General features: G+C 45.7%; 21 protein-coding genes. 5 read left to right on the top strand and 16 right to left on the bottom strand.

Features of this window, described 5'->3' with window-relative positions; translation table 11 throughout:
* Window positions 1-11: 11 nt before the first annotated feature.
* From V7051_RS14885 to rpsB, 9 genes are all read right to left on the bottom strand, one after another.
* A complete protein-coding gene (locus V7051_RS14885) occupies window positions 12-734 on the bottom strand; it encodes a DsbC family protein (RefSeq protein ID WP_333876257.1) in 723 nt (240 codons plus the stop codon).
* A gap of 63 nt (window positions 735-797) precedes the next feature.
* A complete protein-coding gene (gene rseP / locus V7051_RS14880) occupies window positions 798-2,159 on the bottom strand; it encodes an RIP metalloprotease RseP (protein ID WP_333876270.1) in 1,362 nt (453 codons plus the stop codon).
* Entirely contained in the window at window positions 2,159-3,343 is a 1,185-nt protein-coding gene (gene ispC, locus V7051_RS14875; protein ID WP_333876255.1) for a 1-deoxy-D-xylulose-5-phosphate reductoisomerase, read from the bottom strand. The genes rseP and ispC overlap by 1 nt, the downstream gene beginning before the upstream one ends.
* A complete protein-coding gene (locus tag V7051_RS14870) occupies window positions 3,340-4,221 on the bottom strand; it encodes a phosphatidate cytidylyltransferase (RefSeq protein WP_333876254.1) in 882 nt (293 codons plus the stop codon). The genes ispC and V7051_RS14870 overlap by 4 nt, the downstream gene beginning before the upstream one ends.
* A gap of 58 nt (window positions 4,222-4,279) precedes the next feature.
* Window positions 4,280-5,068 carry an isoprenyl transferase gene (locus tag V7051_RS14865; protein ID WP_333876252.1) on the bottom strand — a complete coding sequence of 263 codons (789 nt, stop codon included), beginning with the start codon at window positions 5,066-5,068 and terminating at the stop codon, window positions 4,280-4,282.
* A gap of 14 nt (window positions 5,069-5,082) precedes the next feature.
* Window positions 5,083-5,640 carry a ribosome recycling factor gene (frr, locus tag V7051_RS14860; protein ID WP_333876250.1) on the bottom strand — a complete coding sequence of 186 codons (558 nt, stop codon included), beginning with the start codon at window positions 5,638-5,640 and terminating at the stop codon, window positions 5,083-5,085.
* Window positions 5,633-6,364 carry a UMP kinase gene (gene pyrH / locus V7051_RS14855; RefSeq protein WP_333876248.1) on the bottom strand — a complete coding sequence of 244 codons (732 nt, stop codon included), beginning with the start codon at window positions 6,362-6,364 and terminating at the stop codon, window positions 5,633-5,635. Before pyrH ends, frr begins: the two co-directional genes overlap by 8 nt.
* 65 nt (window positions 6,365-6,429) lie before the next feature.
* Window positions 6,430-7,317 carry a translation elongation factor Ts gene (gene tsf / locus V7051_RS14850; RefSeq protein ID WP_333876246.1) on the bottom strand — a complete coding sequence of 296 codons (888 nt, stop codon included), beginning with the start codon at window positions 7,315-7,317 and terminating at the stop codon, window positions 6,430-6,432.
* A gap of 113 nt (window positions 7,318-7,430) precedes the next feature.
* Window positions 7,431-8,168: a 30S ribosomal protein S2 gene (rpsB, locus tag V7051_RS14845; RefSeq protein WP_333876244.1), complete on the bottom strand. Its 738-nt coding sequence runs from the start codon at window positions 8,166-8,168 to the stop codon at window positions 7,431-7,433.
* 315 nt (window positions 8,169-8,483) lie between these two features.
* Here rpsB and map point away from each other — a divergent pair, with 315 nt between their 5' ends.
* Both map and glnD read left to right on the top strand, forming a co-directional pair.
* On the top strand, window positions 8,484-9,248 hold the full coding sequence (gene map / locus V7051_RS14840; RefSeq protein ID WP_333876242.1) for a type I methionyl aminopeptidase: 765 nt from the start codon (window positions 8,484-8,486) through the stop codon (window positions 9,246-9,248).
* Between the two features lie 17 nt (window positions 9,249-9,265).
* On the top strand, window positions 9,266-11,890 hold the full coding sequence (gene glnD, locus V7051_RS14835) for a [protein-PII] uridylyltransferase (protein ID WP_333876240.1): 2,625 nt from the start codon (window positions 9,266-9,268) through the stop codon (window positions 11,888-11,890).
* Between the two features lie 57 nt (window positions 11,891-11,947).
* Here the strand turns inward: glnD and V7051_RS14830 are convergent, their stop codons facing one another.
* Together V7051_RS14830 and V7051_RS14825 are read right to left on the bottom strand one after the other, a co-directional pair.
* On the bottom strand, window positions 11,948-12,328 hold the full coding sequence (locus V7051_RS14830) for a PilZ domain-containing protein (RefSeq protein ID WP_333876239.1): 381 nt from the start codon (window positions 12,326-12,328) through the stop codon (window positions 11,948-11,950).
* Between the two features lie 146 nt (window positions 12,329-12,474).
* Window positions 12,475-13,692, bottom strand: coding sequence for a UbiH/UbiF/VisC/COQ6 family ubiquinone biosynthesis hydroxylase (locus tag V7051_RS14825; protein ID WP_333876238.1), 1,218 nt, complete (start codon window positions 13,690-13,692; stop codon window positions 12,475-12,477).
* Between the two features lie 393 nt (window positions 13,693-14,085).
* On the opposite strand from V7051_RS14825, the gene gltB reads away from it, so the two are divergent.
* Together gltB and V7051_RS14815 are read left to right on the top strand one after the other, a co-directional pair.
* Entirely contained in the window at window positions 14,086-18,705 is a 4,620-nt protein-coding gene (gene gltB, locus V7051_RS14820) for a glutamate synthase large subunit (protein ID WP_333876236.1), read from the top strand.
* Between the two features lie 35 nt (window positions 18,706-18,740).
* Window positions 18,741-20,183, top strand: coding sequence for a glutamate synthase subunit beta (locus V7051_RS14815; RefSeq protein WP_333876234.1), 1,443 nt, complete (start codon window positions 18,741-18,743; stop codon window positions 20,181-20,183).
* 359 nt (window positions 20,184-20,542) lie between these two features.
* Here V7051_RS14815 and V7051_RS14810 read toward each other — a convergent pair whose 3' ends face one another.
* The 5 genes from V7051_RS14810 to V7051_RS14790 form a co-directional block, all read right to left on the bottom strand.
* Window positions 20,543-21,142, bottom strand: a complete 600-nt coding sequence (locus tag V7051_RS14810) for a TetR/AcrR family transcriptional regulator (protein WP_333876233.1) — start codon at window positions 21,140-21,142, stop codon at window positions 20,543-20,545.
* Window positions 21,143-21,236: 94 nt separating this feature from the next.
* The gene (pgsA, locus tag V7051_RS14805) at window positions 21,237-21,800 is read right to left on the bottom strand and encodes a CDP-diacylglycerol--glycerol-3-phosphate 3-phosphatidyltransferase (protein WP_333876231.1); all 564 of its coding nucleotides are present in this window, start codon (window positions 21,798-21,800) and stop codon (window positions 21,237-21,239) included.
* Window positions 21,790-23,631: an excinuclease ABC subunit UvrC gene (uvrC, locus tag V7051_RS14800; protein ID WP_333876229.1), complete on the bottom strand. Its 1,842-nt coding sequence runs from the start codon at window positions 23,629-23,631 to the stop codon at window positions 21,790-21,792. The genes pgsA and uvrC overlap by 11 nt, the downstream gene beginning before the upstream one ends.
* Window positions 23,632-23,683: 52 nt before the next feature.
* On the bottom strand, window positions 23,684-24,112 hold the full coding sequence (locus V7051_RS14795) for a type II toxin-antitoxin system VapC family toxin (RefSeq protein ID WP_333876227.1): 429 nt from the start codon (window positions 24,110-24,112) through the stop codon (window positions 23,684-23,686).
* The gene (locus tag V7051_RS14790) at window positions 24,099-24,332 is read right to left on the bottom strand and encodes a FitA-like ribbon-helix-helix domain-containing protein (protein ID WP_333876225.1); all 234 of its coding nucleotides are present in this window, start codon (window positions 24,330-24,332) and stop codon (window positions 24,099-24,101) included. Before V7051_RS14790 ends, V7051_RS14795 begins: the two co-directional genes overlap by 14 nt.
* Before the next feature lie 230 nt (window positions 24,333-24,562).
* On the opposite strand from V7051_RS14790, the gene V7051_RS14785 reads away from it, so the two are divergent.
* Entirely contained in the window at window positions 24,563-24,751 is a 189-nt protein-coding gene (locus V7051_RS14785; RefSeq protein ID WP_333876223.1) for a hypothetical protein, read from the top strand.
* Window positions 24,752-24,769 lie beyond the last annotated feature (18 nt).

The following is a 24,769-nucleotide window of genomic DNA, read 5'->3' as shown; positions in this document are numbered from 1 at the left end:
AAATAGACCGATTATTTTTGACCTTTTTCGTCTGCCAGTGCTTCAGCCAATTGCTTTGCAGGCAGATAGCCGGGGAAGATATTGCCTTTCTCGGTAACAATCATCGGTGTTCCTTTCACTTCGAAATCCTCAGCCAATTGCATGTGCTCATCAACGGGATTGGCACAAGTTTTAGCTGGCGGTGTATCGCCTTTTTTTGCTGCTGTTAAAGCGGCTTTGCGATCTTCGGCACACCAGACCGATACAGCTTTGTTATATGAATCGGAACCTTTACCGGCTCTTGGGAAAAACAGGTACTGGATAGTAATGCCTTGAGCCATATATTGATCGATTTCCGAATGCAATTTACGGCAATAACCGCAATCTATATCGGTAAAGATGCTAACCGTATATTTGCTTTCTTTCGGCTTGAATACAATCATTTTATCCAGACCGAGCTTCTCAAGAGCCTGTTTGCGAGCACCGCCCAATTTCTCTTCGGTTAAGTCGGTACGTGCAGCAATATCAACCAAATGACCTTGAATCAAATATTTGCCGTCGTCGGAAGCATAAAAGATATTGCCGCCCACTGTAACCTCATAAAGGCCGCTGATTTCAGAGGGCTTAATCGCCCCTACTTTTATCGACGGCATGGATTTAGTCAGCGCTTGCCTGATTGCATTTTCATCAGCATGCGCTACCGATAAAGTCAGGCCGAATAGTGTTAATGCGGCAATTTTGATAACTTTGTTCATAATATTCCTGTGTTAGTTTGTAGGACGTAGAATCAACTTGCCCTTTACCCGTTTATTCCTGATTTATTGAAATAAGCGCTCAACATCCAAAAACATGGCTAATGCCATCAATGACACGAGCAATGCAATACCGATTTGTTGAAAGAAAATTTGCGCCCTCTCCGAAACAGGACTGCCTTTAACGCCTTCCAGAGCAAAGAATAGCAAGTGCCCACCATCAAGCACCGGAATCGGTAATAAATTTAATATGCCTAAACTGACGCTGACCAAAGCCATATATTTTAAAAAGGGTACCAAGCCCATCGTCGCGGACTGTCCTGCATACTGGGCAATACTGATAGGGCCGCTTAAATTTTCTACAGAAGCCCTGCCAACCAGCATCTTGCCCATCATTTTCAAGCTGGTAATGGAATAATAATAGGTAGTTTCGAATGCTACAGGTATCGCGGCTAACGGCGACAAAGAATATTCAACACTGACCGACTTCATCAGCTCTGGCGGTATATAAACTGAAGCACCGACTTTACCCTCGGTATTTTTGCCGACAACCACACTTTTCGGCGTAATGGTTGCGGGTAAACGTACACCGTCGCGCTCAATTTCAAGCTTTATTGCAACATCAGGATGGCTTTTTACATAAGTCACCCATTGCATCCAGTCGTCCATGATTGTGCCGTCAGCACTCACAATCAGATCGCCTTGTTTTAAACCTGAAACGAGCGCAGCGCTATCGGGAAGCACTTTCCCTATGATGGCCTGTAATTTCGGAGACCAGGGTTTAAAGCCTAAACGTTGATACAATACATCAGGATTTTCATTGTCTTTATCAGTAAGCTTAAGCGTTCTGGTATTTTGCTGATCATCAAAGCTTTTTACCGCAACTTTTATGTTCTGTTCCCCGTCAAGCGCTGAGGAGACTAACACACTCATGGCTTCAGTCCATGTAGGAGTCACTTTGTCGTCAATCGAGATAATCTCATCGCCTTCGACAAAGCCTGCGGCTGCGGCTAATGTGCCCTGTTCTACCGAACCGAGTATCGGCTTTATGCCTGTCTCGCCAATAACCAGCACACTCCAGAACAAAGCAACAGCGAGCATCAGATTAAACAAGGGACCTGCTGCAACTATTGCGATTCTGGCAAATAACGGCTGGCGATTAAAGGCATACGGCAGGTCCGCTTCCTTAACTTCGCCTTCCCGCTCATCGACCATCTTGACATAGCCACCCAGCGGAATGGCCGATATCACATACTCTGTCGCATCCGGATTTTTCTGGTATGACCATAAAATCTTGCCGAAGCCGAGAGAAAACCGAAGTACTTTTACCCCGGCTTTACGCGCAACCCAAAAATGCCCGAATTCATGAAATGAAACCAGGACACTAATGGCAACTATGAAATAAAACAGTGTATGCAGAAAATCCATCAATTATTAAGTTCTCCAATAATTTGTGTAGATATTAATCTGGCCTGTTGATCCGTGTCTAAAATAATTTCCAGCGTATCGGCGGCCTTGGCTTCGAATTTCTTCATGCAGCGCTCAATAATAACCGGAATATCGGTAAAACGAACATGCTCATTTAAAAAGGCTTCCACTGCAATTTCATTAGCCGCATTTAAAACAGTCGGCATGATACCGCCAGCATCAATAGCCTCATAGGCCAGACGCAGACAGGGAAACCGTTCCAGATTAGGCTCATGGAAATCCATGCGTCCGACATCAAAAATATTCAACGGGTCAACGCCCGAATCAAACCGCTCCGGCCATGCCATTGAATAAGCGATAGGTATGCGCATATCAGGATTACCCATCTGCGCCAATACTGTTCCATCGACATAATCGACCATCGAATGGATGACACTTTGAGGATGAATGACCACTTGGATTTGATCTGGGGTCATATCGAATAAAATACAAGCCTCGATCATCTCAAGGCCCTTATTCATCATCGTGGCGGAATCCACGGAGATCTTCCTGCCCATATCCCAGTTAGGATGCGCCACTGCTTGGGCCGGCGTTACATTAATCAATTGATCAACAGGCATTTCCCGAAAAGGGCCGCCTGAAGCGGTCAACAAAATGCGTCTGGCTTGTTTCGCCTGCACACCGGTTTTATAGCCGGCAGGCATGCACTGGAATATTGCATTATGCTCACTATCAATCGGCAGTAACTGCGCTCCCGAATCGCTAACGGCCTGCATAAAAATTGAACCCGACATCACCAAGGCTTCTTTATTAGCTAGCAATATGGTCTTGCCCGCTTTCGCCGCAGCCAGACTCGGCAACAAGCCTGCCGCGCCTACGATGGCGGCCATGACGGAATCGACATTGTCCAGTGTTGCAACATGTTCCAGCGCCTCAGCACCTGACAATACTTTGATATCTGCGATTGCTGAGTTTTTAAGTTTTTCTTCAAAGATTTGAGCCTTATGCTCATCCACTACGACAACAACTTCCGGATGGTGCTCCAGACATTGTTCATAGAGAGTATCAATATTGGTATTAGCTGTTAATGCGATAACTTTATAGAGACTGGAATGTCTGGCCACTACATCTAAAGTACTGACGCCAATTGAACCTGTCGCTCCGAGTATGCAAATACCTTTCATGCCATAAGCCCAATCAATACTATACCTGCATAAAAAAACGGAATGGCGGCAATCAGGCTGTCAATCCTATCCAGAAGACCTCCGTGACCGGGTAGTATTGAACCCGTATCTTTAACGCCGCGCTGACGTTTGACCACGCTAAAAAACAAGTCGCCATAAATAGAAATCAACACCGTCAATACAGACAACAGTATAAAATCGGTTATCCTCATCCAGACAAAACCATCGCGATAGCCATAATAGCCAATGAAAGCCGTAGCCCAAACAGCACCTGTTATTAAAGCGCCGTACATACCCTGAACCGTCTTGCCCGGACTAATCTCAGGAGACAACTTGGTTTTACCAAATTTCTTTCCGGAAAAATAGGCGGCAATATCCGCAGTCCAAATTAAAATCAGAAAATACAGCGTCATTTCCGAACCGTAAAAAGCTCTTAACCTGCTCAAGAACATCCATGTCGACAATAAAATAAGCCAGCCGATCAATGCCTTATAGCGGGCTTTCATTTCCAACTTTAAAACACCCTCAGGAGCGTTTCTGATTAATATCATGACCAATATCCAGAACAGCACCGGCGCAGTAACCAGCCATTCCAGAGCGCCTGAATAGTCCCTTACATCAGGCCAATCCAATACTTGGGCGGCCAGTTCCAGAAATTGCGTCCAAAAATGCAGCCACAACATAGGTAGAATCAACGCAACTAAAAATAATCCGCGTTTAAACGGCGAATCAATTCTGACAAGATTAGTCCACTCCCATGCGGCCAAAAGCGTGATTAGCCCAATAAGCAATGAAAAGTACTCAGAAGGCAGCTGAAAAACAGCAAGCACAATCAGAGGAGCCAGAATTAATGCGGTAATAATTCGCTGTAGTAACATTTTAATTATTATGAGATGAAGTTGGAGGTAAGTGTTAGTTTTCGGTAAAACCAGCTAGTTATTTTAAAATTATCGATTTATCCAGCAGTTGCTCTCCGGTATGACCAAAACGCCTTTGCCGGGTTTTAAAACTATTGATAGCATCCTGAAGTGAATTCTGGTCGAAATCCGGCCATAGCGTCGAGGTAAAATACAGTTCTGTATAGGCTAATTGCCATAACAAAAAATTACTAACGCGTTGTTCACCGCCTGTTCGGATAAATAAATCGGGCTCGGGCAAATCGGCAGTTGATAAATACTGGTTGATCAGCTGTTCATTGATATCCTGATTTTTCAATTCTCCGGCCGCTATTTTCCCCGCCACTGTCTGAAATGCCTGACACATATCCCAGCGTCCGCCGTAATTTGCCGCGATAACCAATGTTAAAGCATCGTTATCTTTGGTTTGCGCCTCTCCTTCGGCCATTTTGGCTTGTAACTTCTCGGAAAATGCCGTCCTGTCACCGATAAATCGCAAGCGGATATTATTACGATCAAGCTTGTTAATTTCTCTTTGCAGTGTGGCCATAAACAACCCCATTAACAATGAAACCTCTTCTTCCGGGCGACGCCAATTTTCACTGCTAAAAGCAAACAAGGTCAAGACCTCAACTTCTTGCTTGGCGCAGTACTCTACAATTTTTCGAACCGTCTTAACCCCGGCTTGGTGACCAAAGGCACGAGGCATAAATCTTTTCTGAGCCCATCGACCATTGCCATCCATGATAATGGCGATATGACGCGGATTATTAGTTGAACCCATAGAGGGGGTTACTGATTCCAAACTTTTACCGTCATCCGTAGGCATTATTTAAATCCCGATCACATTGACAGTAAATCAGCTTCTTTTGCTTCCAGCAATTTCTCAACGTCTTTTACAAACTGATCAGTCAACTTTTGAATTTTTTCTTCAGCCGCACGGGCCTCATCTTCGGAAATTATTTTTTCCTTTAAGGCCTCTTTTATGGCTGAGTTTGCATCACGACGAATATTCCTGATCGCAACACGGCCATTTTCCGCTTCATTCTTGACGACTTTAACCAAGGTACGACGACGCTCTTCAGTCAACGGCGGCAATGGAATCCGAATAGTCATCCCGTTGGTGGCAGGATTTAAACCCAGATCCGATTTCATAATGGCTTTTTCAATAGCCTGAACCATGCCTTTTTCCCACGGAGTAATCGTCAAAGTACGCGCATCTTCAACGGCAATATTGGCAACCTGGGATAATGCAGACTCGGTACCGTAATATGAAACGTTAATTTGATCCAATAAGCTGGGATGAGCTCTGCCCGTTCTTATTTTTGAGAATTCATGTTTTAGGGATTCAATACTTTTGCCCATACGAGTTGAAGCGTCCTGTTGAATATCATTAATCATTATCTGTTCCTCGTTCAATGAGAGATCCTATCTCTTCGCCCATCATCAGTTTCATTACTGCGCCTTTCTCAAAAATATTCATCACTCGCATTGGCACATTATTATCCCGGCATAATACCAGCGCGGTGGTGTCCATTACATTTAGACGCTGATCCAACGCCTCATCATAAGTTAATCGTGGATAAAATTTAGCATTTTTGTCTTTTTGCGGATCGGCAGAATAAACGCCTTTGACTTTAGTCGCCTTAATCATCAACTCGGCATTAATTTCAATCGCCCGGAGACTGGCTGCCGAATCGGTAGTGAAAAAAGGGTTTCCTGTTCCCGCTGCAAAAATCACAACCCGGCCTTTCTCCAAATGCCTGATTGCACGACGGCGAATATAATCTTCACAGACCTGATTGATTTTCAGTGCGGACATCACCCTGACCGGCTGCCCATGTGCTTCTAAAGCATCCTGCATGGCCAGGGCATTTATTACGGTAGCCAGCATGCCCATTTGGTCACTGGTTACTCTATCCAATCCTTCTGAAGCTTTTTCAGCTCCACGCAATATATTACCGCCGCCAATAACTAAACCAACCTGAAGACCAATATCACATAACTCTTTAATTTCAGTTGCAAGACGTTTAACAATATCTGCATCAATACTACCACCGGTCTCACTCATTAAAGCTTCACCGCTTAACTTAAGTAAAATTCTCTGGCAAATCGTATTAGTCATTTTAATTTATCGGGGTTAGTGTTTATTATTGATGTGTATTCCTCGGCAGCTAGCCGAGGAGTGCGTTAGTTGCCTCTAACTTGTGCCATAACCTCTTCAGCAAAGTTTTCTTCTTTCTTCTCAATTCCCTCACCCACTTCCAAACGAGCGAAACGAATAACGCTGTTACCTTTTGAAGCGACTAGTTTACCGACAGTAACTTTATCGTCCTTAATAAAAGGCTGACCTAACAAAGTGATTTCAGCCAAAAATTTACTAATGCGACCCACTACCATTTTCTCAATGATGTCAGCAGGTTTTCCGCTTTCTGCGGCTTGAACAGAGAAAATTTCTTTTTCTTTCTCAATAAGTTCTGCCGGTACTTGTTCATCAGAAATACAAGTGGGTTTGCTCGCGGCAATATGCATGGCAATGTCTTTACCTAACTCGCTATCCGCCTTAGCTAATTCAACGATCACACCGATTTTTTTACCGTGTAAATAGCAAGCTGTACCGCCGGTAGCAGTTTGGTATTTTTGGAATCTTCTAACCGTAATGTTTTCGCCTAACTTGGCAATCAGTCCACGACGAACTTCGTCTACAATCGTGCCGTCAGCCAACTTCATTGCCAGCAGTTGTTCATCTGTTTCAATATCGGAATTCAACAAAGCTGCTGTGACATTAGTGACGAAATTTACGAAATCATCCGCTTTCGCGACAAAATCAGTCTCACAGTTAACATCGACAATCGCTACAGTTTTTCCGTCGTCACTGACCTTGGCGCCGATGATGCCTTCAGCAGCAATGCGATCGGATTTTTTATCGGCCTTGGCTAAACCGGATTTGCGCATATTCTCAATGGCCAACTCCATATCGCCATTGGCTTCAACTAATGCTTTTTTGCACTCCATCATGCCGGAGGCAGTTCTTTCACGCAGTTCCTTAACCATTGCCGCACTAATAGTAATACTCATTCTTTGTCTTTCCTCATTATTCATAACTATAAAAACGCCCCCGTGAGGAGGCGTTTTTTGCCTAACTTCAAGCATTCATTTCACAGGAAACACCTGCAAAAACAAGACCGTACTTATTCTGACGCTTCTTCAACAAAATCATCAACTTTTGCTGACAATCCCAAACCTGCCGATTTAGCTTCCATTACTGCCGCGGAAACACTTTCGCAATAAAGTTTAACTGCACGAATTGAGTCATCATTACCAGGAATAATGTAATCAATTTTTTCCGGTGAATTATTGGAATCTACAATACCAACAACCGGAATGCCTAATTTTTTAGCTTCACTGATTGCATTCTTCTCATAACCGACATCCAATATGAAAATCACATCAGGAACGCCTTTCATGTCTTTAATTCCACCCAGACTGCGCTCCAGCTTTTCAAGTTCGCGTTCCATACCTAACGCTTCTTTCTTGGCAAAACGTTGATAAAGCGTACCATCAGCTTTCATCGCTTCCAATTCTTTAAGACGATTAATTGACTTTTTGATGGTTTTGAAATTTGTCAGCATGCCGCCTAACCAACGATGGTTGACATAAGGCATGCCGCAACGGGCTGCTTCTTCAGCAACCACTTTTCGTGCTGCTTTTTTGGTGCCAACAAACAGGACGGTGCCTTTGTTTGCTGTCATTTGACCCAGATAATTCATTGCGTCATTAAACATTGGAAGCGTTTTTTCCAAATCAATAATATGGATTTTGTTACGTGAACCGAACAGGTACGTAGCCATTTTCGGATTCCAATAACGAGTTTGATGTCCAAAATGAACACCCGCTTCAAGCATTTGACGCATAGATACTGCTGCCATTAATTTCTCCTAAGATAAAAAATTCGAAACATCTGTTTCGAGTTGGGTTACGCCTCCACCTATCCCGCCTGAAAACCGGTAACAACCATTATTATTTAAAATACGGTTGCACCAGCACCCTTCCAAACGTGACGATAGGTGTGAGTATTAGTTCAAAAATGAACTTCCCTTTATACCATAATTACTTTTTCACAACAAGCCGATCTCTGTTAAAATAGCCTCATTACACAGACGCAAAGCAGAAAACATAAGACTAAAAAACTTATAGTTTGCGCCTAATGTGCCCTTATCCTTTTAGCCTTGCAGCTGTTTCTTATGAGCATAACTATTAAAACCGAAAGTGAAATTGAAAAAATGCGGATTGCCGGAAGACTGGCAGCCGAAGTGTTAGAAATAATTGAGCCCTATGTCGTTCCCGGGGTTACCACCAATGAACTCAACCAGATTTGCCACGACTATATTGTCGACGTGCAAAAAGCCATACCTGCACCACTCAATTATCATGGCTTTCCAAAATCAATTTGCACTTCGATCAATCAACAAATCTGTCACGGCATTCCCAGCGACAAGAAACTTAAATCCGGTGATATTGTTAATATTGATATTACCGTTATTAAAGATGACTATCACGGCGACACCAGCAAAATGTTTTGCGTCGGCGAAGTGAGCGCACACGCCAAACGACTGGTTAAAATAACCCAGGAAGCTATGTTTTTGGGCATCAAGCAGGTCAAACCCGGCGCCACTCTAGGAGATATCGGTCATGTCATACAAAAACATGCCGAATCCAATCGCTATTCAGTAGTCAGGGAATTTTGCGGGCATGGTATCGGCAAAAAATTCCACGAAGAACCGCAAGTATTGCATTATGGCAAAGCCGGCGAAGGCGAAGTCCTTGAGGCGGGCATGATATTAACCATTGAGCCGATGATTAATCTCGGCAAACGACATATGAAAGTATTAGCTGACGGCTGGACCGCAGTGACCAAAGACCGGAGCTTATCCGCCCAATGGGAGCACACTATTTTGGTAACCCACGACGGCTATGAAATCCTGACTTTACGCCAAGAAGAAATGTGAATATTTTGAACAAAAACATGAATGCAGCCATTTTTGCAAAAAAAGACAGCCTGCAACAATTTAAATCGCTGTTAAAGCAAAAAGACACCGAACTTCGGCAAAAATTCAATCCTCATAAATCGGTTTCAGATTTACTTAAAGAAAAATCCGATTTTATTGATGAAATCCTGAGTTGTTGCTGGCAACATTTTCTTGGCGAATACGCCGGCCAGTTTGCGCTATGCGCCGTTGGCGGTTACGGCAGAAGGGAGCTATTTCCCTATTCCGACATTGACTTGGTCGTATTACTGGATTCAGAGGATATAACCCTTTACCAAGAAGCGTTATCCAACTTTTTCACTTTCCTCTGGGATATCGGCTTAAAACCCGGACAAAGCGTACGTACGATCAAGCAATGCATCGAAGCCGCAATAGCCGACCAAACCATCATAACCAGCCTTATGGAAAACCGGCTGATTACAGGCAATATCACGTTACATAAAACACTTAATCAACAAATCGCACCGGACAAAATTTGGCCATCGGATCAGTTTTTTGCCGCCAAAATGGAAGAGCAACGGCAACGCTATGCCAAATTTCATGACACAGCCTATAATCTCGAACCCAATATCAAAGAAGGGCCGGGCGGATTACGCGACAGACAAGTCATCGCCTGGGTGTTCAAACGCCATTACAACTCATCAACACTCAAGGAACTCATTAAATACGGATTTTTGCCTGAGTCCGAATACTTGGAATTGGTTGCCGCGCTTGAAGTACTTTGGCGAATTCGTTATGCACTGCATCTTTTAACCAATCGATGCGAAGATCGACTGATTTTTGATTATCAACGCGATCTTGCCCAGCAATTTGGATTCAGCACCGAACATCAGGAATACAACCAGGATGTCGAACAATTCATGCAGTTTTACTTTAAAACGGTGCTTGGACTTGAGCGCCTCAATGAAATGCTGCTGCAATTATTCAATGAACGTTTCGTTTCCGGAGAACTTACTTACAAATTAATTCCGCCTAACGACAAATTTGTCGTCGTCAACGGCTACCTCGAAGTCATTGATGACAAGCTTTTCGAACGATATCCACTTGCTTTGCTGGAACTCTTCCTGGTTCTAGAACAGAATTCATCAATCAAAGGCGTCAGGGCAACAACCATACGTTTGATTCGCAAAAGCCTGCATTTAATCGACGACAAATTCCGCAAGAATAAAGACGCCAACCGCCTTTTTATAGAAGCATTCCGCCAACCGCGAGGCATTACAGATCAATTAAGGCGAATGAACCGCTATGGTGTTTTAGCCGCCTATATCCCTTGCTTTGCCAATATTGTCGCCCGCATGCAATATGACCTGTTTCATATTTACACTGTGGACGAACATACGCTTTTCGTTATCCGCAACTTACGCCGCTTCGCCTTAGAAAAACACTTTGACGAACTGCCGTTCTGCAATGATATTTTCCTGCTGATTTCAAAGCCGGAAATATTGTATCTTGCCGCGCTATTTCATGACATAGCCAAAGGCAGGAACGGCGACCATTCCACCATTGGCGAAGAAATCGCCAGGGAATTCTGCATTCAGCACGATCTTTCTCACCACGACACCAACCTGATCTGCTGGCTGGTGCGCAATCACCTGGTTATGTCGATGACAGCACAACGAAAAGACATCGGTGATCCGGATGTGATTCATCAATTCGCCCAGACCGTTGGCAGCATCGAATACCTGAACTATTTATACCTGCTGACCGTGGCCGACATTCGCGCCACCAACCCTGAACTTTGGAACGCATGGAAAGATGCCCTGCTCAAAGAACTTTATTCAGTAACCTATAGCGCATTACACAGAGGCTTGCAAAATCCGGTAGCATTGGCGGACCGCCTGCTCGAAAACAAAAAAGAAGCAAAAGACGAGTTAATTAAACTAGGCATATCCGAACCGGTTATCCTCAGATCCTGGCAACATGCCAGCGATGACTATTTTTTAAGATATTCAGCTGATGAAATAGCATGGCATACCATTGCCATTGCCTCATCCAGAGAAGACGACCTACCTCTGGTTCTGCTGCGTCCGCAAACTCAACGCGGCAGCGCGGAAGTTTTTGTTTACACCAAAAATGAAGAAGCTATTTTTTCGCTAAGCACAGCCACTCTCGACCAACTCGGACTCACGATTCTTGACGCCCGGATTATGACTACAACCGATGACTATGTGCTTAACAGCTTCCTAGTTCTTGAGCAGTCGGGAAAACCGATCAATGAATTGTTCAGGGAAGTGCATATTTGCACCGTCCTCCGTAATAATCTGCTTCTGCGTGAAGTAAAAAAACACAAAAATATTCATCGCCAATCAAGACAGGCCAAACATTTTCCTATCCCTACCAGCATTCAATTTCATGCCGACCCTTTAAACAGGAACACGATTATTGAGCTTATCACCACGGATCATGCCGGACTTTTATCGAAAATAGGACGTGCGTTTGTAAAAAAAGACATCCACCTGCACAGCGCAAAGATAACGACCATTGGCAGCCGGGCCGAAGACATGTTTTATATCACCGACAACCAATCGCAACCGATTACAGATCCCGACAAACAGGAACAAATACGTGAAGAAATTTTAAAAATGCTGGGCACGACAGGGTAATACAGCGACTTCGGAAAGATACTTACTAACACACCCCCACAAGCCAATACTCATCCGCTATTTATTAGATACCAGTTTTTTTTTAATGAATCGAACAAGCCATTCATAGCCGTCATTTTCAATATCAGCATAGCGCAGCCCAATTTTACATTGATCATTAGACATACGCCGCGAAAAAACCACATGACACCGTGCTACTATTTTAGATGGCTGACCGTCGTCGTCAGACAGATTCAAATCAACAAACACCGACACCGGCTTGCCGTCGCGAACAAAACTCCCACCGGGAGTAATCATGTTACGCTGCCTGATATTACACTCGACACCTAGCCCACCACTGGATACATCTACAGCAATAACCTTAATACGCACACCATCCCCGGTAGTGACAATAGCAGAAACTTGCACTGGAATCCTTTGATAAAGCCTTCTTTCCATAACCGCTTACACTCACTATTAGAATCACTTAAAAGATAAAGTTTAAAAAAATAATTATTCCAATGCAACCGATGCAGACAACCAGATATCGAACACCAAAAATTATTGTCGGAATCCGACAACACAACAAACCAATATCTTTTTAATTAAATAATCGACTCACCCCGCGCAAGCTTGGGCAAATTACCGTCCAACCCCATCGCACTGCGCATCACCTTATTTTTAGCAGGTAAAATACGCTCAGCCAAACCTAACCCTAAGTTACGTAAAAACTTCACCGGCACAACTTGATTACTGAAGACTCGATAAAAAACATCCATTACTGTCATCATTTTCAAATTTTCATTACGTCGCATTTTTTCATAGCGCCTTAAAACTGCTAAATCGCCGGGATCACGCCCCTGCCTGCCTGCGTCAATCAGCACCTCAGCCAATGCCGCAGCATCCAACAAACCGATATTAACCCCCTGTCCCGCCAACGGATTAATCATGTGTGCTGCATCGCCAACCAAAACCACACCGGGTTTAACATAGCTTTGCGCATGCTGGCGCTTTAACGGAAAGCTTGCCGTACCTAAAATTGCATTAACCTTACCCAGGCAATCAGGAAAAGTTGACGTCAATTCGCGCAGCAAATCTTCGCTGGATAATGACTTCAACCGGCACACTTCATCCGGAGAGTTGTACCAGACTATAGAACCATAATGGCCGGTTAGCGGCAAAAAGGCTTGCGGACCACTAGGCACAAAACGCTGCCAGGTTATATCCTGCTGCCCATAATCCGTTTCAATATAAATTACCAGCGCATGCTGATTATAATCCCAACTGGACACTCCCAATCCCACCGTTTGCCTGACTCTGGATTGACCGCCATCCGCAGCCACCAATACTTTTGCTGACAAAACCCTACCATCCCCCAACTCCACTTCGGGTAACCTGCCCACCGAATAGTCAATTTTATTAATGGTAGCCGGACATATCAGCTCAACATTGGCAAAATCCCGCAAACGCTCCAATAACGCCAGCTGAGTCACCCTGTTTTCAACGATAAAACCCAATTCAGGATAGTTAATATCATCGCTACAAAACTCGGTATCTCCTGCGGTTTCCCAAACCCGCATTCTGCGAAACGGGCATAACCTGCGATTAACAACACCGCCCCATGCGCCCACAGTTTCAAGTATATTTTTTGATGCAATACTGAGCGCGGAAACCCTTAAGTCATGCGGCTGCTCGGGAGCAAAAGCCTGTGGTGGCACACTCTCAATCACCGCAACTTTCAACAAACTCCCACCGAGACTACAGGCAACAGCAGCCCCAACCATACCCCCCCCTACAACCACAACATCAAAATTTTCTTTCATAATTAACCAATAATATGATATGAACTCACTTAAGATAATTGTAATGCCTCTTAACGAACCAAGCTGGCTTGCAAAAATCGATGAGATATTAATGGGAATAATCAACCATTAAAATGACAGAGCGGCAAGATACCACATCTATTTAAAGAACCGCCAAAATACCTCCATTAATGACGTAACCAAAGGGCACAATCAAACTATATCAGCGAACAATATGCCAACTCATTGCTGGTGCGGGCGCTAAAAGACTGCGTGACAGAACTGCCCGTCATCCGTATAATTAACTGGTTTTGCCGTACCGCGACCTCTGATGTTCCCATCAGAGCGGGTGCGGAACGAGGGTTATTAAGTTAGAGGATAACAACCCTTTTGTAATATTTTTTAGAGGTGACAATGAGTCAAAGTACGCTACCGACCAGACAGGGTTTATATGATCCACGCAATGAACATGATGCATGCGGCGTGGGTTTTATTGTTCATATAAAAGGTCAAAAAAGCCATGAAATCGTACGTCAGGGCTTGGAATTACTTAAAAACCTGACCCACCGCGGCGCAGTTGGCGCTGACATACATGCGGGCGATGGCGCTGGTATTTTGATTCAAATGCCTGATGCTTTTTTGCGTGGAGAATGCGATAAATTAAGCATATCCCTTCCGCCAGCTGGTGATTATGCGGCAGGTATGGTATTTTTGCCGCGTGACGCGGCCAATCGAAACACCTGCGAAAAATTGTTAACCGAAATTATTGCACAGGAAAAAGTGGAGTTGTTAGGCTGGCGCGACGTGCCGGTTGATAACCGCACACTGGGCGAATCAGTAAAATTGGTTGAACCTTTCATACGACAAATTTTTATTGGACGCGGTAAAGCTTGCGCTGACCAGGACGCTTTCGAACGCAAGCTGTTCGTAATTCGCAAACAAGTCGAAAACGCTGTCCGCGATTTAAATCTCGATCATGGCCACGCTTTTTATATCCCCTCTTTATCATCTCGGACCATAGTCTACAAAGGGATGCTGCTGGCCGACCAAGTCGGATCGTTTTATGCCGACTTGAACGATGAGCGCATGATCAGCGCCTTGGCGTTGGTGCATCAGCGTTTTTCCACCAACACCTTCCCGACATGGGATCTGGCGCATCCTTTCCGCCTCATCGCCCATAACGGCGAAATCAACACCTTGCGCGGCAATGTTAACGGCATGGCGGCACGTCGCCATTCCATCGCGTCCAAAGTATTGGGCGACGACATGTATAAATTGTGGCCGTTAATTAACGAAGAGCAATCGGATTCGGCATGTTTCGATAATGCGCTCGAGTTGCTGGTAGCGGGCGGCTATTCACTCGCTCATGCGATGATGTTACTAATCCCCGAAGCATGGGCTGGTAACGTGTTAATGGATGAAAAACTGCGCGCATTTTATGAGTACAACGCAGCCCTGATGGAACCATGGGATGGCCCGGCAGCCATTGCCTTCACCGATGGCCGCCAAATTGGCGCAACTCTCGATCGCAACGGTTTGCGTCCTGCACGTTATCTGGTTACCGATGACGACTTCGTCATCATGGCATCGGAAATGGGCGTATTGGAAGTTCCCCAGCACAAAATCATCAAAAAATGGCGTTTGCAGCCAGGCAAAATGCTACTGATCGATACCGAACAAGGCCGCATTATTGATGATGCGGAATTGAAAGCCAATTTGTCGGCGTGCCACCCTTATTCCGAATGGCTGAGCAAAACTCAAATTCTGCTATCCGAACTGCCTGCCGAAATTTCCGCAATGGCACCAGATGCGCACACCCTTCTAGATAGACAGCAAGCATTCGGTTATACCCGAGAAGATATTGAATTCATCCTGAAACCGATTGCACAAACCGGACAGGAACCGATCAGTTCGATGGGTATTGATACAGCGTTGGCCGTGCTATCGCAACGTTCGCGTATGCTGTACGATTATTTCAAGCAAGGCTTTGCCCAGGTCACCAACCCGGCTATTGATCCTATTCGCGAAGAATTGGTCATGTCTCTGGTTTCCCTGATCGGCCCGCGGCCCAATTTATTGGGTCTGGACGAAGGCGGAACCCACATGCGCCTGGAAGTGGAACAGCCCATTTTGACCAATCAGGATTTGGAAAAAATTCGTCGCATCGAAACGCGCACCGGCGGTGTATTCAAGACCAAAACCCTGACGCTTTGCTATCCCTCAGACTTGGGTGCAAGCGGCATGGAAGCGGCACTCGATAAACTATGTCTTGCAGCAAAACAGGCTGTTGAAGAAGGCAACAATATCCTGGCACTGTCCGACCGTGACCTGGATATTGCACATATTGCCATCCCCGCCCTGTTGGCAACTTCCGCCGTGCATCACTACCTGACCCGCGAAGGCCTGCGCACTAAAGTAGGGCTGGTTGTCGAAACCGGCGAAGCGCGCGAGGTTCATCATTTTGCGCTGTTGGCCGCCTACGGTGCGGAAGCGGTTAACCCTTATCTGGCGTTCGACACGCTGTCCGGGCTAAGCCAAGATATCGCCGACCTCAGCGAATATGAAGCGCACAAACGTTATATCAAGGCGATCTCCAAAGGCCTGCTTAAAGTCATGTCCAAAATGGGCATTTCGACATATCAGTCTTATTGCGGCGCGCAAATTTTTAATGCGATCGGTTTGGCGGAACCGTTTCTGGATCGTTACTTCACCGGCACTACCAGCACTGTCGAAGGCGTCGGTTTAGCCGAAATCAGCGAAGAAACGACTCGTCGCCACCGCATTGCTTTCGGCAATGCGCCGTTATATCGCGATGCCCTGGATATTGGCGGGGAATACGCGTACCGTCTGCGCGGCGAAGCGCATACTTGGACGCCTGCCACCATCAGCACCTTGCAACACGCAACGCGCAGCAACAGCTATGAAAAATACGCTGAATTTTGCCGCTTGATCGATGAACAAAACGAAGCCTTGCTGACCTTGCGCGGCTTGATGTCGTTCAAGGAAGATGCAACACCTGTGCCATTGGACGAAGTGGAATCGGCAGCCGACATCGTCAAGCGTTTTGCAACCGGCGCGATGTCGTTCGGTTCAATTTCTTACGAAGCGCATACTAATTTGGCCATTGCGATGAATCGTATCGGCGGCAAATCCAACACCGGCGAAGGCGGAGAACTTCCAGAACGCTTCAAAACCTTGCCCAACGGCGATTCGATGCGTTCGGCGATTAAACAAGTGGCTTCCGGCCGTTTCGGTGTAACCACCGAATACCTCGTCAATGCCGACGACATTCAGATAAAAGTCAGCCAAGGTGCGAAACCCGGCGAAGGCGGACAGCTGCCCGGCCATAAAGTCGATGCGGTTATCGCCAGAGTGCGCCATTCCACGCGCGGCGTAGGCTTGATTTCGCCACCGCCGCACCATGACATTTATTCGATTGAGGATTTGGCTCAGCTGATCCATGATTTGAAAAACGTCAATCCCGAGGCAAGAATCAGCGTTAAACTGGTATCTGAAGTCGGCGTCGGCACTGTTGCGGCGGGCGTTTCCAAAGCCCACGCGGACCATGTCACCATTTCCGGCTATGACGGCGGCACCGGCGCAAGCCCGATGACTTCCATTAAGCATGCAGGTTTGCCATGGGAAATCGGCTTGGCCGAAACTCATCAAACACTGGTACTCAACAAACTGCGCGGCCGCATCGCCGTACAGGTTGATGGCGGATTACGCACCGGACGCGATGTGATCATCGGCGCATTATTAGGCGCGGATGAATTCGGCTTCGCCACTGCACCACTAATCGTGTCGGGTTGTTTAATGATGCGTAAATGCCATTTGAACACTTGCCCGGTCGGAGTCGCAACGCAAGATCCTGAACTGCGTAAGCGTTTTACCGGACAACCTGAGCATGTGGTCAATTATTTCTTCATGGTCGCGGAAGATGTGCGTCAGTGGATGGCAAAACTGGGCTTCCGCAGCTTCAATGAAATGATCGGACGCTCGGACAAGCTGGACATGCAGCGCTCACTGAACCATTGGAAAACGCAAGGACTGGACTTTAGCCGGGTTTTCTATAAACCCGAAATTGATGGTGCAACCGCTGTTTATAACACTGAACGCCAGGATCACGGCTTGGATCAGGCATTGGATCATACCTTGATTGCCCAGGCTCAGCCTGCGCTGCAAAATGGACAAGCGGTAGTCATCGATACGCCTATACACAATATTAACCGCACTTTCGGCGCGATGCTATCCGGTGAAGTCGCTAAACGTTACGGACATAAAGGCTTGCCTGAAGACACCATTGCGATTCGTGTCAAAGGTACCGCCGGACAAAGCTTCGGCGCATTTTTGGCTCAAGGCATCAGCATCGAGCTTGAAGGCGAAGGCAATGATTATGTCGGCAAAGGCATGAGCGGCGGTCGTATCGCCATTTACCAGCCTAAGGATTGCCCGATTAATCCTGCTGAAAACATTATCGTCGGCAACACTGTGCTATATGGCGCCGTCAGTGGCGAATGTTATTTCAGCGGCGTTGCGGGTGAACGTTTTGCCGTGCGTAACTCTGGCGCTATCACAGTTGTCGAAGGCGTTGGCGATCATGGCTGCGAATACATGACCGGCGGTGTAGTGGTCGTGCTCGGGCAAACCGGGCGCAATTTTGCGGCCGGTATGTCGGGCGGTGTGGCTTATGTGCTGGACGAAGACCGCAGCTTTGAAAAACGTTGCAACATGGCCATGGTTGAACTTGAACCTATCCCTGCCGAAGATGACACGCTGGAAGCAATCGCTCATCAGGGTGGCGACATGGAAACCCATGGCCGGGTTCACCTGATGTCCGATATGACCCGTTATGATGCGCAACGCTTAAAGCACTTCATCGAAAATCATAAGCGTTATACCAACAGCGCCAGAGCTCAACATATTCTGGATAATTGGCAGGATTATTTGCCGCGCTTTGTTAAAGTCATGCCGGTCGATTACCGCGAAGCGCTCAAACAAATCCAAGCAGAACAAGCATCCGCGACTGCATAATCGTTGCGAAACTATTTAAGTAGAAGGTATTAAAGATGGGTAAACCAACCGGGTTTATGGAACTACCGCGCACTGAACGGCATTATGCATCGCCCAGTGATCGTATCCAGCATTATCGCGAATTTACGCTATCCCCTAGCGATGCCGAAGTGGCGCAGCAAGGTTCGAGATGCATGGATTGCGGCATCCCTTTTTGCCATCAAGGCTGTCCCGTAAACAATATTATCCCCGATTGGAATGATGGAGTTTATCGAGGAGATTGGCAGCAGGCCCTGGAAATCTTACACAGCACCAATAATTTCCCTGAATTTACCGGACGCATCTGTCCTGCGCCCTGTGAAGCGGCTTGCACACTCAATTTGCAAGATCAGCCGGTGACCATTAAATCGATAGAATGCGCAATTATCGATAAAGGCTGGGCAATGGGCTGGGTAAAACCGCAAATTCCGGAAAAACGCACCGGCAAACGCGTAGCCGTAATAGGCTCGGGACCATCAGGATTGGCTTGTGCTCAACAGCTCGCGCGCGCCGGACACGAAGTCGTAGTCTATGAAAAGAATGACCGTATCGGCGGCTTATTGCGCTACGGCATTCCTGATTTCAAGATGGAAAAAACGCACATCGACAGGCGCATTGCGCAAATGCAGGCCGAAGGAGTCAGATTCAGGCCCAACAGCCATATCGGCACAGACATTCCCGCACAAAAAATACTCGCCGAGTACGATGCCGTGGTTTTGGCGGTAGGCTCTGAAAAACCGCGTGATCTGGAAGTTTCCGGGCGCAATGAATATCAAGGCGTTTATTTTGCAATGGACTTTTTGCGCCAGCAAAACAAGCGCAACGCTGGAGACGTCATAGCCGAGGATGACATCATTAGCGCGACCGATAAACACGTCGTAGTCATCGGCGGCGGCGATACCGGTTCCGATTGCATAGGCACATCGATTCGCCAAGGCGCCGCATCTGTCGTACAACTCGAAATTTTGCCGCAACCGCCCGAAAAAGAAAATAAATTGCTCACGTGGCCGCTGTGGCCCAACAAACTGCGCACTACATCTTCACATGATGAAGGTATTAAAAAACGTTACTTTAGCGTTAATACCGAAAGCGTTACCGGCAAAGACGGGAAAATAACCCATCTGAATGCAGTTGAAGTGGAATGGAAACAAGAGGGTGGACAATGGAAAATGAGCGAGAAGCCTGACAGCGCTTTCACGCTGGAAGCCGATATTGTGTTTTTAGCGATGGGCTTTGTTCACCCTGTACACGAAGGCTTGTTAAAAGAGCTGGGCGTTGAACTGGAGCGTAATAACATCAAAGCCAACGACAAACAATATCGCACATCCGTTGATAAAGTATTTGCCGCAGGTGACGGAAGACGCGGACAATCCCTGGTAGTGTGGGCGATACGCGAAGGCAGGCAAGCCGCCAGAGCCGTGGACGAGTTTCTGATGGGAACGTCGGAACTACCGAGGTAATTTGTTGTAAAAAAGCGCTTTAACGGCAATTGCCGTTAAAGCGCTTTAGATTTTATCTTTCCGCAGCGCTTACACCGATAAACAGTAATCAGCTTTCCCTGTTTCACATCAAACTGCTTTTCGTTTAAAACCTCCCATTTATGAAAATTACTTCGGCATAGGGTATTGCCTTTGTGTAATTGTGATGGTTTGGGGCGTTTAAACTGAACTACATCACCCATCATTTTTCTCCAACCTGCATACATAAGCCGTCTCAAGGCATGGCATCTAATCGCTCCTTAATATGGCGCTTAAAGCTTAAAACCACTGACAATAGCCAAGCAAAAACTGCGTCAGGAAGATACTGAAGCCAAGCTAAATCACTTTTTGACGATGGTATTCCATGCCGCCAGCCACGTCTGCGATTGGTAAAAATCGGCCTTCCTGTCCAGAAACCCGCTTAACACCAGTCGCAGAGTGTTATCAATAATGCCAAAAAACTCGGCATAGCCTAACTGTGGGGTAACATTACGGATTTCGCCAACTTTAATACCGGATTCAATGATCCTGATGATTTTTATGACCGCCGCAGTTTCATGTAACGGCTTTGCTTCCGGCAAAAATTCCTTGATGTTTAAAATCAACAGAAACCGCATGACATTCGGCGCCTCATCGGTCAATTTGAATAACAGATCGACTATGCCACGTAATTGCTCGGATGGTTTTTCATTCTTACACCTTATGTCATCAATAGAGACGCTTAAGCTGTCGAGAATATTTGCATGCAACTGCGCGGCAATCATCTGTTTGGTTTTGAAGTGCTGATAGATTGTGCCGATGGTTTCTATACCAACCGCATCTTTAATATCGATTAACGAGGTATTGAAATAGCCTTTTTCTACGAACAGCTTTAAGGCTGCCAACAATATCTCATTCTGCACTTCAGATTCTATCTGAATATTTTCTATTTCCTGATCCATGTTCTTCTTTCACAGCTGATTCAATGCGCTGTATTATTTGTATGTGGGTGAAAATTCATATGGTCTATATGTCATAGACTCACAAGTATAAAATTTATTTTGTGGTCAACACGGCCAGAGCCGCGCTTAAGTAATTAACCATAGACCATAATGTCAATATGGCTGCAATGTACAACAAACCGTAACCGCAATAATTTATCGGAATACCCAATAAATCTTCACGATATAACAACATGCCAATCGCCAACATCTGCGCTGTAGTTTTCCATTTGCCTAATTGAGAAACTTTAACCTGCGCCCGCTGACCGATCTCCGCCATCCACTCCCTAAGAGAAGCTATGGTTATTTCCCGACCGATAATAACTGCGGCAGGGATAGCCAAGTAAGGACTGCCCTGCTGCTGAACGATCAGAACCAGAACCATGGCCACCATCAACTTATCCGCTACCGGATCTAAAAAAGCCCCGAAAGGTGTTTCCAGCTGCATTTTCCTGGCAAGATAGCCGTCCAGCCAATCGGTAATCCCCGCCGCTAAAAAAATCAGCATGCAAGCGACATTGGAATAAGCCCAAGGCAGGTAAAAAACCACGGTTAATAACGGAATTAACGCGATCCTTAACAGCGTGAGATTTGTCGGTATGTTCAATTCAATTATCATCTTGATGATGAAATAGTTCGTAAATCCGTTGTGCTAATTGACGGCTTATACCGTCCACACTGCAAAGAGCATCCACGCCAGCCTGTGAAATACCTTGCAGCCCCCCAAATTGTTTCAATAAAACCTGTCGCCGTTTAGGCCCCAATCCCGGAATAGCTTCCATAGCCGATTGTTTTTTAGCCTTGCCTCTACGCTGCCGGTGTCCTGTTATCGCAAACCGATGCGCCTCGTCTCGAATATGCTGAATCAACAACAAACCGCTGGCTCCAGGGCTTATATCTATCGGCTGCTCCTGATCTACCAGTATCAGCTTTTCCATACCGGGTTTTCTATCCGGCCCTTTGGAAACACCGACTATCATAACATTGTTTATGTCTAATTCCGCCAATGCCTTTTGCGCTTCATGCACCTGACCTTTTCCGCCGTCTATCAGCAATATATCCGGTGCCGCATGTTCTCCCTGTTTCAGTCTTTTAAAGCGCCTGAACACCGCCTGATGAATGGCCGCATAATCGTCGCCGCCGGTTATGCCTTCGATATTAAAACGCCGATAAGCCGACTTTACCGGACCTTCCCGGTCAAAAACCACGCAGGATGCAACCGTTTGATCACCCTGGGTATGGCTAATATCAAAGCATTCCAGGCGTTTTGGCAGTTCCTGGCAGCCCAGTTCTTCCTGCAAACTAAGAAAGCGGGCATAAATCCCCTGTTTATCGGATAGCTTGCTCATCAATGAGTTTTCCGCATTGGTACAAGTCATTTGTAGCCACTTTAAGCGTTCACCCCTGACATTATTGGAAATAGCCACCGCATGTTTTGCTTGGACCGTCAGCACATCCTTTAGCAAATCGGCTTCTTCCGGCTGATGACTGACAATTAATTCATGAGGCACTTGTTTATCCAGATAATATTGCGCAATAAAAGCCTGGATAATAGCAGCCTGATCATGTTCCTCGGTTATTTTTGGAAAAAACACCTTATTACCCAAATGCTGGCCGTTGCGGATAAAAAACACCTGCACACAAGCCACACCGGCTTTAGCCGCACAGGCGATAACATCGACATCGCCCCGTTCACCGAGCACGAAATGTTTTTCCAGCACCGAACGCAATTTTACGATCTGATCCCTGAAACCTGCGGCCTGCTCATATTCAAGGTTACGCGCTGCCTCCTCCATATTAACTATTAATTGATCAATCAATAAACTTCCCTTGCCTTCAAGGAACAGTATGGTGCTATCAACATCCATCGCATAAGCGGCTTTATCGATTAAACCGACGCAAGGTGCAGTGCAGCGCTCTATCTGGTGCTGCAAACACGGCCGGGAGCGGTTGTTGTAAATAGAATCGTCGCATTGCCTGACCTGAAAAATCCGTTGCAGCAGCTTAAGACTTTCTTTAATAGCGCCAATGCCTGGATAAGGGCCGAAATATCTTCCTCTTTTCTTTTTTGCACCCCGATGCAACGTGATCTGGGGGAAATCATGATCAGTGGACAGATAGATATAAGGATAAGATTTATCATCCCTTAAACAGATATTGTATGGGGGCTTATGGCGTTTGATCTGCTGACATTCCAGCAATAAAGCCTCACCTTCAGTATGCGTCACAGTGACTTCAATGCCCGCAATCTTGGGCACCATCCGGTGTTGCTTAGTCGAAGCGGTTTGTTTCTTAAAATAACTGGAAACGCGATTTTTAAGATTCTTGGCCTTGCCGATATAAATAATCTCGCCCTTATCATTAAGCATCTTATAAATGCCGGGGCGCGTGGTCAGATTCTTTAAAAACGCTTTTACGTCAAAACTGTTTTCTGGTAACTCGGGGCTCACACTTTATCCTGATAGCATATGGAGCGGTACGATAAATTCATTATGCAACGGACTATCTTTTTCCCATTGCAAATGGATTGTATAGTTTTACCCCACACGCTTTAAATTCGTCTGTATTACCGGTAACAACCGTTAAATCATGTATTAAGGCAGTTGCTGCAATTTGCCTTGCTAGTATATTACCAAGATACGGCACCCTTAACTTTCCCCATACTTGGGCAATTTCACAATCAAAATCCAATACATAATCCTGATACTCGGTAAGAATCATATTTAACCAGCTCTCTAAAACCATGGCTTGTTTTCCATTGCCACGGTATTTAATGTTTTCGATTCCTTGCCTTAACTCGCCGATTGTTACAGCGCTGAGATAGACGGGTTGCTCTTTAAGCGCAACCTCTTCAAAAAACTTTTTAACGCCATTATTCGCCGTCTGTCCTTTTCTGGCTTCACTAATAACATCGATATCAATCAAATACATTATTCCCGCCGGCACCTTGTGGACGCTCAAAATCAGTGTCTTCACCCACATCAGGCATAGCGGCAATCACCTCCGCAAATGATTTTTTCTTCGTCCTCAGCAATGCGTTGGTTAATATCAAACGATGCTCTGCTTCGGCACTACGCCCAAAACGTCCGGCTCTTTCCTTTAAAGCACTAACAACCTCCTCATCAATATTTCTAACGACTAAATTTGCCATTGAACTAACACCCGTGTCTCGAATTTATATTAATAATAGAGCAGCAGCAAAATGAATTGCAATCAATGATTGCAATTCATTGAAAAAAAGACCTATCCATTAGAAATAAACCTTTAATTGTAAGGGATTGCTTACATTTGGGTATGGTAGATTGAAATTCGCAATAATTTGGCATGAACAAAGTCATCTTATATAGCCATTTTTCATTTAATCTAGCGGAGACTATCTGAATGAAAGAAGTAAAGATAACCCCCCTCACAGTACAGCAATACGCAGAAATCTCCGACGATATATACGACGAAATTGAACGGGTTGAGCACGCCGGGATGCTTGCAGCCAAATGCAGCCAACATCCTGAATACGGAGACATCATCCTTATTTCGTCCAAGCTTGGCGATTGTTTAATGATTCACTCTTAACCTACTTCGAATTCGGCT

This window comes from Methylobacter sp., from assembly GCF_036845245.1.
Lineage (GTDB): Bacteria > Pseudomonadota > Gammaproteobacteria > Methylococcales > Methylomonadaceae > Methylobacter_A.
This window is presented reverse-complemented; position numbering and strand designations above follow the sequence as displayed.